Genomic DNA, 13,626 nt, shown 5'->3' with positions numbered 1-13,626 from the left:
GGCTATCAGCACTCACTCAACGCGTCACGAAAACGCCTCACCAGGCCCTTCAAGCTACTGCGCCAGCTTTCCAGTTCCGCGCGCGACAACGCCGGGTGCTCGGGCTCATCGAGATTGACGGCCTGGATAAGCGGCTGAGTAACGTCGGTTTTCGCCGGTTTCTTCGCGACCGGTGGTCGGAACAAATCGGCATAAGCGCTGAGCATTTGCGCCAGCCAAGTTTCGCGCTGGCGCGCCAGCTCCAGCAGTTCGGCCACTTCCGGGATAGCAATGCCGTTCAGGGCCTCGTCGGCCAGTGCCTGCTCGACGGTCGCAACTACAGGCAAGCGGTAGAAGCCACCAATTTCGTGGCACAGCCCCAGCAGCGCGCCGTACAGGTGGAACAGCGCCGACTCGCGCTCGGCCTGGACCAACCCTTGGGCGTTCATGGCCTGGCTTTGCTCGGCCTTGGCCATGGACTCCAGGGCGAGGCCGGCAAAGAACAGTTTCTGGTTGGTGCGGGTGTAGAGTTCCTGGGCCATTTCTGTGCCCTCCCATGAGGCTGCAAGGCGAATAACTGCATCATAAATGATTGAGGCCGCTTAGCGGCCCCAATCAAGCACTGCCCGATCAGCGCTTGTCTTCAACCTTCCACGCACCACCGTCGTAAAACGCCTTCCAGCCGGTCGGCTTGCCATCGACTTCGGACTGCACGTACTGCTCCTTGGTCTTGCGGCTATAGCGGATAACCGCAGGGCGGCCGTCCGGGTCTTTTTGCGGCGCTTCGCACAAGAAGTGGTACTTCGGATCGATTTCGTGCTTGTGCGGCACAATTTCCAGCACCAGCGGTGCACGCGTCTCGCGGTTCTTGGGGAACTGGCTGGCGGCCAGGAACAACCCCGAAGCGCCGTCACGCAACACATAGGTGTCGTCGACCTTCTCGCACTTGAGCTCCGGCATGTCCACCTTGTCCATCTTCGGTGGCGCCGCCTCGCCGCTCTTGAGCAGCTTGCGGGTGTTTTTGCACGCCGGGTTGGTACAACCGAAGAACTTACCGAAACGGCCAGTCTTCAACTGCATCTCGCTACCGCACTTGTCGCACTCCAGGCTCGGCCCTTCGTAACCCTTGATGCGGTAGCTGCCTTGCTCGATCTCGTAGCCAACGCAATCCGGGTTGTTACCGCAGATGTGCAGCTTGTGCTTCTCGTCTAGCAGGTAGGCATCCATCGCCGTGGCGCAGATTGGGCAGCGGTGCTTGCCCAGCAGCACGCGAGACTCCGATTCGCCCTCGTCGTCGGCGGCAATTTCGTCGCCTGGCACCAGGTTGACGGTAGCCTTGCAGCGCTCTTTCGGTGGCAGGCTGTAGCCCGAGCAACCGAGGAACACGCCGGTGGAGGCGGTGCGGATCATCATCGGCCGGCCACATTCCTTGCATGGAATGTTGGTCACGGTCGGCTGGTTGGCGCGCATGCCGCCTTCGCTGGACTCGGCAGTCTGCAGCTTCTTGCTAAAGTCGCCGTAGAACTCGTCGAGCACGTTCTTCCAGTCACGCTCACCCTGGGCGACGTCGTCGAGGTTCTCTTCCATGTCGGCGGTAAAGCCGTAGTCCATCAGGTTGGAGAAGCTCTCGGACAGGCGCTCGGTGACGATGTCACCCATCTTCTCGGAGTAGAAGCGGCGGTTGTGCAAGGTCACATAGCCACGGTCCTGGATGGTCGAGATGATCGCGGCATAGGTTGACGGGCGACCGATGCCGCGCTTTTCCATTTCCTTGACCAGGCTGGCTTCGGTGAAGCGCGCCGGTGGCTTGGTGAAGTGCTGGCTCGGGTCGATCTGCATCAGTTTCAGCGCCTCACCCTGGACCATCTCCGGCAGCACGTCGTCCTCGCCAGGCTTGCTTTGCTGCGGCAGCACACGGGTATAACCGTCGAACTTGAGGATGCGCCCCTTGGCACGCAGCTCGAAGTCGCCTGCAGCGACGGTGACGCTGGTGGACAGGTACTGCGCTGGCGGCATCTGGCAGGCCAGGAACTGGCGCCAGATCAGCTCGTACAGGCGCTCGGCGTCACGCTCCATGCCACTGACTTTGCTCGGGTGAGTGTTGACATCGGAAGGACGAATCGCTTCGTGCGCCTCCTGGGCGCCTTCCTTGCTGCCATACACCAACGGCGCATCCGGCAGGTATTGCTTGCCGAATTCGCGCTCGATGTAGCTGCGCGCCATGTCCAGGGCGTCGGCCGACAGGTTGGTCGAGTCGGTACGCATGTAGGTGATGTAGCCAGCTTCGTACAAGCGCTGGGCCATCATCATGGTTTTCTTCACCCCAAAGCCCAGGCGGTTACTGGCCGCCTGCTGCAGGGTGGAGGTGATGAACGGGGCCGAGGGTTTGCTGCTGGTCGGGCGGTCTTCACGCTTGACCACGCTGTAGCTGGACGCCTTGAGCTTCTCCAGCGCAGCCATGGCCTGGGCTTCGTTCAACGGTTTGAACGCTTCGCCTTTCTCGCGCGCCACTTCGAAACGCACCTTGGCGTTCTTGGCCGTGCCGAGGTCAGCGTGGATTTCCCAGTACTCTTCCGGGATGAACGCACGGATTTCGCGCTCGCGCTCCACCACCAGCTTCACTGCCACCGACTGCACACGGCCAGCGGACAGGCCACGGGCGATCTTGGCCCACAGCAGCGGCGAAACCATGTAGCCGACCACACGGTCGAGGAAGCGTCGCGCCTGCTGGGCGTTGACCCGGTCGATGTCCAGCTCACCCGGCTGCGAGAAAGCCTCCTGGATGGCCTTCTTGGTAATTTCGTTGAACACCACGCGCTTGTAGCGGGTGTCGTCGCCGCCGATAGCCTCGCGCAGGTGCCAGGCAATGGCTTCCCCTTCGCGGTCCAAGTCGGTTGCGAGATAGATGGTGTCGGCATCCTTGGCCAGGCGGCGCAGCTCTTCGATCACCTTTTCCTTGCCAGGCAGGATCTCGTACTTGGCCTTCCAGCCGTGGTCGGGGTCGACGCCCATGCGTGCCACCAGCTGGCGGCGGGCCTTTTCTTTCGGCGACACGGCCGGAGCCTCACCCGCAGCCTTACCCCGCTTGGCGGCCGGCTCTTTGCTGGCGCTGGCCGAACCGCTGGTGGGGAGGTCTCGGATATGGCCGATACTCGACTTCACCACGTACTGGCTGCCCAGGTACTTGTTGATGGTCTTGGCCTTGGCCGGGGATTCCACAATGACCAGCGATTTGCCCATGGATCGGAGTATTCCTGAATCTGAAGATGAAAAACGCGGCTGGTGCCAGACGCGGCACCGCTATATATAGTGGCAAAAGAGTGAGGTCAAGCGCGGAAGTTCACTGGTGCGACTTGCCCAGCAGCCCAGGCAACCCCTCTTCGGCCTTGACCAAAGCAAAGCGTGGCACCTGCTCGCCGTCAACCTCGACGGACTCCAGGAACATCGAAAGCGGCCTTACCCAGAAGCTGTAATCACCATACAGGCATTGGTAGAACACCATCCACTCTTCGTTCTCGGAGTGCCGCGCAACACTGAAGACACGGTACTCAGGCCCTTTGTAATGCCGGTATACGCCTGGCTGTATCTGCATGTTGCCCACCCTCTTGAATAAAACCTGAAAAAACAAAACCGGGGCACAAGGCCCCGGTTGCTGTCCCCTGACGCGATCAGACGCGTTCGAAAACAGTGGTGATACCTTGGCCGAGGCCGACGCACATGGTCGCTACCCCCAGGGTACCGCCATTCTGCTTCATGACGTTGAGCAGGGTGCCGGAAATTCGCGCCCCGGAACAACCGAACGGGTGGCCCAAGGCAATGGCGCCGCCGTGCAGGTTAACCTTCTCATTCATCTTGTCGAGCACTTTCAAATCTTTCAGCACCGGCAGGGCCTGTGCGGCGAAGGCTTCGTTTAGCTCGATGAAGTCGATATCAGCCATGGTCAGGCCGGCACGCTTGAGGGCTTTCTGGGTGGATGGCACGGGGCCATAACCCATGATCGCCGGATCGACACCGGCCACCGCCATGGCACGAATGACCGCCAATGGCTGGATACCGAGGTCCATCGCACGCTGGCCGGACATGACGATCATGCACGAAGCACCGTCGGTGATCTGCGACGAGGTACCGGCAGTGACAGTGCCACCCTTCGGGTTAAACGCAGGCTTCAGCGATGCCAGGCCTTCGAGGGTGGTTTCTGGGCGAATGGTTTCGTCGAAGTCGAATACCTTCAGGAAGCCGTTCTCGTCATAGCCCTGCATCGGGATGATCTCGTCCTTGAACTTGCCTTCGACCGTGGCCTTGTGGGCCAGCTGGTGCGAACGCACACCGAACAGATCCTGCTGCTCACGGGTGATGCCGTGCATCTTGCCGAGCATTTCCGCAGTCAGGCCCATCATCCCGGAAGCCTTGGCGGCATGCAAGGACAGGTGCGGGTTGGGGTCGACACCATGCATCATGCTGACGTGGCCCATGTGCTCTACGCCACCGATCACGAACACATCACCGTTACCGGTCATGATCGCCTGGGCGGCGGTGTGCAGCGCGCTCATCGACGAGCCGCACAGGCGGCTGACCGTCTGCGCCGCGGAGGTGTGCGGGATCTGGGTCATCAGCGAGGCCATGCGGGCGATGTTCCAGCCCTGCTCCAGGGTCTGGTTGACGCAGCCCCAGATCACATCCTCGACCTCTTTCGGGTCGACCTTGTCGTTGCGCTCCAGCAGCTTGCTGATCAGGTGCGCCGACATGTCTTCGGCACGGGTATTACGGTGCATGCCACCCTTGGAGCGGCCCATTGGTGTGCGACCGAAGTCGACAATCACCACGTCTCTTGGATTCAGGCTCATATCAAATCTCTCGCTCTAGCTCGTTGACCGCTCAGTTGAAGAAGCGCTGGCCGTTCTTGGCCATTTCACGCAGCTTCGCAGTCGGGTGGTACAGCGGCCCCAGGTCGGCGTACTGATCGGCCAGGGCGACGAATTCGGCCACACCGATCGAGTCGATGTAGCGCAGCGCACCACCGCGGAAGGGAGGGAAACCAATGCCGTAGACCAGGCCCATGTCGGCTTCGGCGGCAGTCTCGACGATGCCGTCTTCCAGGCAGCGCACGGTCTCCAGGCACAGTGGGATCATCATCCAGTTGATGATGTCTTCATCGGTGACTTCACGCTGCTCGAAGACGATCGGCTTGAGCACGTCCAGCACACTGGCGTCGGCAACTTTCTTCGGCTTGCCGCGCTTGTCGGTTTCGTAGGCGTAGAAGCCCTTGCCATTCTTCTGGCCCAGGCGGTTGGCCTCGTACAGGGCGTCAACAGCCGAGCGACGGTCATCCTTCATGCGGTCCGGGAAGCCTTCAGCCATCACGTCACGGCCGTGGTGGCCGGTGTCGATGCCGACCACGTCCATCAAGTACGCCGGGCCCATCGGCCAGCCAAACTTTTCCATGACTTTGTCGATACGCACGAAGTCGACACCGGCGCTGACCAGCTTGGCGAAACCACCGAAGTACGGGAACAGCACGCGGTTGACCAAAAAACCCGGGCAGTCGTTGACCACGATGGGGTTCTTGCCCATTTTCTTGGCGTAGGCCACGGTGGTGGCGACCGCCACTTCACTGGACTTCTCGCCACGGATGACTTCTACCAGCGGCATCATGTGCACCGGGTTGAAGAAGTGCATGCCGACGAAGTTTTCTGGGCGCTTGAGCGCCTTGGCCAGCAGGTTGATGGAGATGGTCGAGGTGTTGGAGGCGAGGATCGCATCGTCCTTCACCTGGCCTTCCACTTCGGCCAGCACGGCCTGCTTGACCTTGGGGTTCTCGACCACGGCTTCGACCACGATGTCGACATTGGCGAAATCGCCATAGGACAAGGTCGGGCGAATGGCGTTGAGTGCCTCGGCCATTTTCGCCGGGGTCAGGCGGCCTTTCTCGACGCGGTTGCCGAGCAGCTTGGAGGCCTCGTTCAGGCCCAGCTGGATAGCGTCCTCGCGGATGTCCTTCATCAGGATCGGGGTGCCCTTGACCGCCGACTGGTAGGCGATGCCGCCACCCATGATGCCGGCGCCGAGCACAGCAGCCTGCTTCACGTCGTGGGCAATCTCGTCATGGGCCTTGGCCTTGCGCTTGAGCTCCTGGTCGTTCAAGAACAAGCCGATCAGGCATTCGGCAACCGAGGTCTTGGCCAGTTTGGCAAAGCCTGCGGCTTCGACCTCCAGGGCCTTGTCACGACCAAAGTTGGCGGCCTTCTGGATGGTCTTGATGGCTTCGACCGGGGCTGGGTAGTTCGGGCCAGCCTGGCCGGCGACAAAGCCCTTGGCGGTTTCGAAGGCCATCATTTGCTCAATGGCGTTGAGCTTGAGCTTTTCCAGCTTGGGCTGGCGCTTGGCCTTGTAATCCAGCTCGCCACTGATGGCGCGCTTGACCAGGTCGATGGCACCAGCCATCAGCAGTTCCGGTGCGACCACAGCGTCGACGGCACCCACTTTCAGGGCGTCTTCGGCACGGTTTTCCTTGCCAGCGGCGATCCACTCGATGGCGTTGTCCGAGCCGATCAGGCGCGGCAGGCGCACCGTACCGCCAAAGCCTGGGTAGATCCCCAGCTTGACTTCCGGCAGGCCGATCTTGGCGCTGCTGGACATGACCCGGTAATCGGCCGCCAGGCACATTTCCAGGCCGCCACCCAGGGCGATACCGTTGATGGCGGCAACGGTCGGCACTTCGAGGTCTTCGAAGGCGTTGAAGATGCGATTGGCTTCCAGGTTGCCGGCGACCAGTTCGGCCTCGGGCAGCTTGAAGTTGTCGACGAACTCGGTGATGTCGGCGCCGACGATGAACACGTCCTTGCCACTGCTGACGATCACGCCCTTGACCGAGGTATCGGCCTGGATGGCATCGACGGCCTGGCGAAGCTCGTTAAGGGTCAGGCGGTTGAACTTGTTGACGGACTCACCCTTGAGGTCGAACTTGAGCTCGACGATGCCACTTTCAAGAGCCTTAACCGTGATGGCTTTACCTTCGTAAATCATCAACTGATCTCCACGATATGGAAGCTGAACTGTACACGCCGAACGCTGCAGCAAAAGCAGGCCTAGCTGCCCTGCCCCAGGCACACCCGTTAGCGCGCTAGTCGGAAGTATGGCTTGGCGTCATGACATACAAACGCTCAATTCATACGCCCGTTTGATTTGGGTGTGCACACATTCTCCGAAAAGATCGGCGTTGTCAAATGCTCACGAGCAAGGTGAAAACGCGACTTTCCGGTCATTTTGTAGGTCTTGATACAAAACATGATGACAGTGATTGCCGGCCATTCATGCCGGCGATTGACCACGAACATTGGAACAACGCAACATCGGCTTGCGCGGCCACCTTGGACGGCTACACTGGCACTTGCTTGAATGAATACCCGGCCTGCCTGGCCTTTTCTGCGCAGCAGAACGCAAAGCGGCGACTTGGCACCCCACCCCTTCAGGGGTATGCCAAGCCGCCGCTTTGTCGTTGTGGGAGCGGTGTCAATCTTGGATGTGTAGTGACCTGTCAGGCCAGTGTTTCGAGGACGTAGGCAACATCCTGCAACACAGCCGTATCGCCCCGCTCGGTCCAGTACAGCGCGATCATCCGCGCATCGGCCTCGACCTTGTAGACGCTCGCCGGCAAGCGCGCCAAGGCCTCCATGAAGCGTGGATCTTCGCAGGGCTCGCGCCACTGGTTCCACCACACCCCGGGAGTGATCTGCCAGAAGCTGAAGCTGTCCTCATGCCCACGGCGGCGCGCCCGGTGGTATTGCGGGCACGGGCTTGGCGGCTCCTTTTCCAGCCAGTGCGGCCACTGCTGCGGCGCCAACTGCATGGCCAGCCCCATGCGCCGCGCCTCTAGGCGCAGCTTCATCTGCTCGCTCTGCTTGCGCGAGCTGCGCAGCCAGGAAAGCGGGCTGAGAATCAGCGCAAGGATTGACACCACCAGCAATACCGTCATATCAGTAGTTCCCATAAAGCGTTGCAAATGAGCTGGTTAGCCATTTTCCACGGAAGACCCGCCCGAAAGCGACCATACTTCTTCTATCGCGATTGTCAGGAGTACCGCTCATGCAATACGAACATTTGTTGGTCGCCGTCGACCTGACCGAAGAATGCGACCCGGTGATCAAACGTGCCATGGCGCTGGCCGCACCGTCGAATGCCAAGGTTTCGCTGGTACATATCGTCGAGCCGATGGCCATGGCCTTTGGCGGTGACGTGCCGATGGACCTGTCGCAACTGCAACAGCAACAGTTCGACCAGGCCAAGGAACGCATGGAGCGCCTGTTCAACAAATACCCGGACATCCACCGCGGTGACTCGCACCTGACCTATGGCCAGCCGCGCCAGGAAATCCACCAGCTGGCCAAGGACCAGAAGTGCGACCTGATCGTAGTCGGCAGCCATGGCCGCCATGGCCTGGCGTTGCTGCTAGGCTCCACGGCCAATGACGTGCTGCATGGCGCACCGTGCGATGTATTGGCGGTGCGGTTGCAGAAGAAGGAATGATTTAACGTACGGCGGCCTCTTCACGGGCAAGCCCGCCCCCACAGGGATGGTATCCCCCTGTAGGAGCGGGCTTGCCCGCGAAGAAGCCGCCGCAGGCTAACGCCGATCAGCCTTCCAGTTCAGCCCAGCGCTCCACCAGCGCATCCAGCTCGCCCTGCAGCTTCTCGATCTTGGCCAGCACTGCCGAGGTTTCGCCGATTGGCCGCTGATAGAAGCCCGCCGCATTCACTTCTTCCTGGGCTTCAGCCATGCGCTGTTCAACTGCGTCGATCTGCCCGGGCAGCATCTCCAGCTCACGCTGCAACTTGTAGCTGAGCTTCTTCTTCGAAGCCTCTTCCACCACCGCTGCAGCCGCTGGCGCAGGCTTGGCCTCGACCTTCTCCACCACGGCGCTGTTGAGCGCGGACTTGCCGCCTTTGCTCTCGGTTACGCCCAGCAGCTTCGGCGAGCCACCCTGGCGAATCCAGTCCTCGTAACCGCCCACGTACTCACGCACTTTGCCCTCGCCTTCGAACACCAGGGTGCTGGTGACGACGTTGTCGAGGAAGGCCCGGTCGTGGCTGACCATCAGCACGGTGCCTTTGTAGTTGGACAGCACTTCCTCGAGCAGCTCGAGGGTTTCTACGTCCAGGTCGTTGGTCGGTTCGTCGAGTACCAGCAGGTTGGCCGGCTTGCTGAACAGCTTGGCCAGCAGCAAGCGAGCACGCTCACCACCCGACAGCGCCTTGACCGGCGTGCGGGCACGCTGGGGGCTGAACAGGAAGTCGCCCAGGTAGCTCAACACGTGGCGGTTCTGGCCGTCGATTTCGATGAAATCACGGCCTTCAGCCAAGTTGTCGATCACGGTCTTTTCCAGGTCCAGCTGGTGACGCATCTGGTCGAAATAGGCCACCTCCAGCTTGGTGCCACGCTCGACCTTGCCGGCAGTGGGCTCAAGGTCGCCCAACATCATCTTCAGCAACGTGGTCTTGCCGGTGCCGTTTGCGCCTAGCAAACCAATACGGTCCTGACGCTGCAGGACCATGGAAAAGTCTTTGACCAGCAGCGGGCCGTCGGCGTGATGGAAGCTGACATTTTCCAGCACCATCACCTGCTTGCCGGATTTGTCCGCTGCTTCGATCTGGATGTTGGCCTTGCCCTGGCGTTCGCGGCGTTCGCCACGCTCCACGCGCAAGGCCTTCAGCGCACGTACGCGGCCTTCGTTGCGAGTACGGCGGGCCTTGATGCCCTGGCGGATCCACACTTCTTCCTGGGCCAGGCGCTTGTCGAACAGCGCGTTGGCGGTTTCTTCGGCGGCCAGTGCGGCCTCCTTGTGTACCAGGAAGCTGGCGTAGTCGCCGTTCCAGTCGATCAGGCCGCCACGGTCCAACTCGAGAATGCGGGTGGCCAGGTTCTGCAGGAAGGAACGGTCGTGGGTGATGAACAGCACCGCGCCGTTGAAACCACGCAGGGCCTCTTCGAGCCAGGCGATAGCGCCGATGTCCAGGTGGTTGGTGGGCTCGTCGAGCAGCAGCAGGTCGGGCTCCGACACCAGCGCCTGGGCCAGCAGCACGCGGCGGCGCCAGCCACCGGACAGCTCGGCCAAGGTTTTGTCGGCCGGCAGTTGCAGGCGGCTCAGGGTGCTCTCCACCACTTGCTGCAAGCGCCAGCCGTCACGGGCTTCCAGCTCGTGCTGGACATGCATGAGCTTGTCCAGGTCGTCATCGCCCTGAATATTCATGCTCAGGTGATGGAACTGCGCCAGCAACTCGCCGACACCGTCCAGGCCCGCGGCCACCACGTCGAACACCGTACGCTCGTCGGCTACCGGCAGTTCCTGCGGCAGCTCGCCAATCTTCAAGCCCGGGGCCCGCCAGATTTCGCCGTCGTCGCCCTTTTGCTCGCCCTTGACCAAGCGCAGCATGCTCGACTTGCCGGTGCCGTTGCGGCCGATGATGCACACCCGCTCGCCACGAGCGATCTGCCAGGACACTTTGTCCAGCAGCGGCATCGCGCCGAATGCGAGGGACACATCGCTGAATTTGAGCAGGGTCATGTTGGTCTCCATAAATCGGGCGCGCATTCTACCTGACTTGGCCCCCGACGGCATCCGCCTGGGCACCCGGCGCGCGCTTTACGACATCTGGTCGAACTTAATATCCCGATACAAGCACAGTGCTTTCACCCGCCGCCGGCAAACGGCTAAGCTAAGGCAATAGCTTCCAACAGTGCTGGCTCCGCCGTCACTTCCCCATGGTTCTACTGCCCGGACGTATCATGCGCAGCCGCCTGTTACATATTGCATCCTGCCTGCTGCTTACCGCTGCCACCTGCGCGGCACAGGCCACCGACCTAACCCTGCAACGCCAGTACTATGACGAGGCCAAGCGTGCGCTGGCCAAGGGCGACAAAGGCCCGTACCTGCGCTATGCCCAGGCCCTCAGCGACTACCCACTAACGCCCTACCTGGCTTACGACGAACTCACCGCCCGCCTGAAAAACGCCAGCAACCAGGAAATCGAAGGCTTCCTCGCCAAGCATGGCGACCTGCCCCAGGCCAACTGGATGAAACTGCGCTGGTTGCGCTGGCTGGCCGAACGCGGCGAGTGGGACACCTTCGTCAAATACTACGACCCCAAGCTCAACTTCACCGAACTGGACTGCCTGAACGGCCAGTACCAGCTCAGCCACGGCCTGCGTGCTGAAGGCAACGCCACTGCAGATAAACTCTGGAACGTGGGCAAGTCACAGCCTGCCGCATGCGACACGCTGTTTGCCATGTGGGCGGCCGAAGGCCAGCTGACCGAGAGCAAACGCTGGGAACGCGCCAAACTGGCGGCCCAGGCACGCAACTACGGCCTGGCCAGCAACCTGGTCAATACCCTGACCACCCTTGGCCCGCAGGGGCGCCTGCTGATCGATGTGGCGCAAAAGCCCGAACTGCTCAACCAACCGTCGCGCTTCACCCCGGTTAACGAAGCCATGTCCGATGTGGTCAGCCTCGGCCTGCGCCGCTTGGCCCGCCAGGACCCGGAGCGGGCCATGGCGCTGCTCGACGACTACGCCCAGCGCATGCACTTTTCCCGTGACGAGAAGGTGGCCATCGCCCGCGAAATCGGCCTGACCCTGGCGCGCCGATACGACCCGCGTGCGCTCGACCTGATGACCCGCTACGACCCCGAGCTGCGGGACAACACCGTCAGTGAGTGGCGCCTGCGCCTGCTGCTGCGCCTTGGCCGCTGGGAAGACGCCTACGAGCTGACCAGGCGCCTGCCACAAGACCTGGCCAGCAGCAGCCGCTGGAAGTACTGGCAGGCCCGCAGCCTGGAGCTGGCGCAGCCGAACAACCCGCAAATCCCGCTGCTGTACAAGACCGTGGCGCGGGAACGTGACTTCTATGGCTTCCTCGCTGCGGACCGGGCACAAACGCCCTACCAGTTGAACAACAAACCGCTGGTGCTGAGCCCGCAGCTGGTCAACAAGGTGCGCAACACCCCGGGCATCCGCCGTGCCCTGGAATTCCACGCCCGCGGCCAAATTGTCGAAGGCCGCCGCGAGTGGTACCACGTCAGCCGCCACTTCAGCCGCGACGAAATGGTCGCCCAGGCACGCCTGGGTTACGACCTGCGCTGGTACTTCCCCGCTATTCGCACGATCAGCCAAGCGCAGTACTGGGACGACCTGGACATTCGCTTCCCAATGGCCCACCGCGACACGCTGGTGCGTGAGGCCAACATTCGCGGCCTGCATTCGAGCTGGGTATTTGCCATCACCCGCCAGGAAAGCGCATTCATGGAGGATGCACGCTCCCCGGTGGGCGCCAGCGGCCTGATGCAGCTGATGCCGGCCACCGCCAAGGAAACCGCGCGCAAGTTCAGCATTCCGCTGGCATCACCGGCGCAGGTGTTGAACCCGGACAAGAATATCCAACTGGGCGCCGCTTACCTGAGCCAGGTGCACAGCCAGTTCAACGGCAACCGGGTGCTCGCTTCGGCCGCCTACAACGCCGGGCCCGGGCGGGTGCGGCAGTGGCTAAAAGGCGCCAAGCACCTGAGCTTCGATGTGTGGGTGGAGTCGATCCCGTTCGACGAAACGCGCCAGTATGTGCAGAACGTGCTGTCGTATTCGGTGATCTACGGGCAGAAACTCAACTCGCCGCAGCCGTTGGTGGACTGGCACGAACGCTATTTCGATGACATGTAATTGTTGCTGAGCCTGTACCGGCCGCTTCGCGGGCAAGCCCGCGCCTACAACGATGAGGTGCCCCTTGTAGGAGCGGGCTTGCCCGCGAAGCGGCCGGTACGGGCAACGCAGTCATTCGAGGATTTCGACCCCCATCCCCACCTCTAACCGCCCACTGCCATCCACTGCCAGGTTCTGCCCGAACAGCACATCCCCCTCTTTTTCGCGGAAAGTCTTGAGCGTAGCCATTGGCTCACGGTCGGCACTGCGCTCACCGGTAGCCGGGTCAATGGTGGTAAAGATGCACCGCACACTGGGCTTGAGCACGCGCAATTGCAGGCTACCAATACGGATTCGCTTCCAACCATCCTCGGCAAACGCTTGCGCCCCCTGTACCACCAGGTTGGGCCGAAAGCGCAGCATCTGCATGGGCCTGCCAATACGCCGGTTAAGCTCGTCCAGCGAGCCCTGGCCGATCAGCAGCAAAGGGAAACCATCCGGGAACGCCGCCCGGTCACTGTTCAAGCCATAGCCATTGGGCAGATAGCGCGAGCGCTGCTCCGGGCAATACACCAGGCGCACGGCCTGGCCCAGCAGTGCGCTCAGCCAGGCCGCCGCCGCATCGCCGGCATCCGGCACGCGCAGGGTGTCACGCCAAATGGTCACGCCGCGCAAGGCCTCATCGGCAGCTGGCACAGGCACCCGCAACGGCGCCTGCCCCGGCGCTTCCAGCAGCAACTGGCCGCTGTCGTCATCGCTGGCCTTGAGCAGGCCAAGCCGCGGCCAGGCGCGCTGGGTAAGGAAGCGTCCGTTTTCTTCCTCCACCACCATCCAGCGGCGATCGCCCTGCAACCCCAACAACCCCACCGGTGACGCCTGCAGGCGTTGCCCCTGCCCTGACTTCACCGGGTACCGATACAGCTCACTGAGAAACATCCCTGCTGCCTCGCGTTACACCAAAAC

Annotated in this window: 10 protein-coding genes; 2 read left to right on the top strand and 8 right to left on the bottom strand. The window is 61.9% G+C overall.

Features of this window, described 5'->3' with window-relative positions:
* Positions 1-5: 5 nt before the first annotated feature.
* The 6 genes from DV532_RS08110 to DV532_RS08085 all read right to left on the bottom strand — a co-directional run bounded on the left by DV532_RS08110 (position 6) and on the right by DV532_RS08085 (position 7,951).
* On the bottom strand, positions 6-521 hold the full coding sequence (locus DV532_RS08110) for a DUF6586 family protein (protein WP_056806503.1): 516 nt from the start codon (positions 519-521) through the stop codon (positions 6-8).
* An 88-nt stretch (positions 522-609) separates the two neighbouring features.
* Positions 610-3,219: a type I DNA topoisomerase gene (topA, locus tag DV532_RS08105; protein ID WP_056806499.1), complete on the bottom strand. Its 2,610-nt coding sequence runs from the start codon at positions 3,217-3,219 to the stop codon at positions 610-612.
* 100 nt (positions 3,220-3,319) lie between these two features.
* Positions 3,320-3,571 (bottom strand): DUF1653 domain-containing protein, encoded by a 252-nt coding sequence (locus tag DV532_RS08100; RefSeq protein ID WP_056806497.1) that lies wholly within the window; start codon positions 3,569-3,571, stop codon positions 3,320-3,322.
* Positions 3,572-3,647: 76 nt separating this feature from the next.
* Entirely contained in the window at positions 3,648-4,823 is a 1,176-nt protein-coding gene (fadA, locus tag DV532_RS08095) for an acetyl-CoA C-acyltransferase FadA (RefSeq protein WP_056806494.1), read from the bottom strand.
* A gap of 31 nt (positions 4,824-4,854) precedes the next feature.
* Entirely contained in the window at positions 4,855-7,002 is a 2,148-nt protein-coding gene (fadB, locus tag DV532_RS08090) for a fatty acid oxidation complex subunit alpha FadB (RefSeq protein ID WP_056806491.1), read from the bottom strand.
* A 511-nt stretch (positions 7,003-7,513) separates the two neighbouring features.
* Positions 7,514-7,951 carry a hypothetical protein gene (locus DV532_RS08085; protein ID WP_056806488.1) on the bottom strand — a complete coding sequence of 146 codons (438 nt, stop codon included), beginning with the start codon at positions 7,949-7,951 and terminating at the stop codon, positions 7,514-7,516.
* A 110-nt stretch (positions 7,952-8,061) separates the two neighbouring features.
* On the opposite strand from DV532_RS08085, the gene DV532_RS08080 reads away from it, so the two are divergent.
* Positions 8,062-8,502 carry a universal stress protein gene (locus DV532_RS08080; RefSeq protein ID WP_056806485.1) on the top strand — a complete coding sequence of 147 codons (441 nt, stop codon included), beginning with the start codon at positions 8,062-8,064 and terminating at the stop codon, positions 8,500-8,502.
* A 106-nt stretch (positions 8,503-8,608) separates the two neighbouring features.
* Here DV532_RS08080 and DV532_RS08075 read toward each other — a convergent pair whose 3' ends face one another.
* Positions 8,609-10,537: an ATP-binding cassette domain-containing protein gene (locus DV532_RS08075; RefSeq protein WP_056806482.1), complete on the bottom strand. Its 1,929-nt coding sequence runs from the start codon at positions 10,535-10,537 to the stop codon at positions 8,609-8,611.
* Positions 10,538-10,758: 221 nt separating this feature from the next.
* On the opposite strand from DV532_RS08075, the gene DV532_RS08070 reads away from it, so the two are divergent.
* Positions 10,759-12,684: a transglycosylase SLT domain-containing protein gene (locus tag DV532_RS08070; RefSeq protein ID WP_056806478.1), complete on the top strand. Its 1,926-nt coding sequence runs from the start codon at positions 10,759-10,761 to the stop codon at positions 12,682-12,684.
* Between the two features lie 111 nt (positions 12,685-12,795).
* Here the strand turns inward: DV532_RS08070 and DV532_RS08065 are convergent, their stop codons facing one another.
* On the bottom strand, positions 12,796-13,599 hold the full coding sequence (locus tag DV532_RS08065; protein WP_056806475.1) for an MOSC domain-containing protein: 804 nt from the start codon (positions 13,597-13,599) through the stop codon (positions 12,796-12,798).
* Positions 13,600-13,626 lie beyond the last annotated feature (27 nt).

This window comes from Pseudomonas sp. Leaf58, assembly GCF_003627215.1.
In the GTDB taxonomy this organism is placed as follows: Bacteria; Pseudomonadota; Gammaproteobacteria; order Pseudomonadales; family Pseudomonadaceae; genus Aquipseudomonas.
This window is presented reverse-complemented; position numbering and strand designations above follow the sequence as displayed.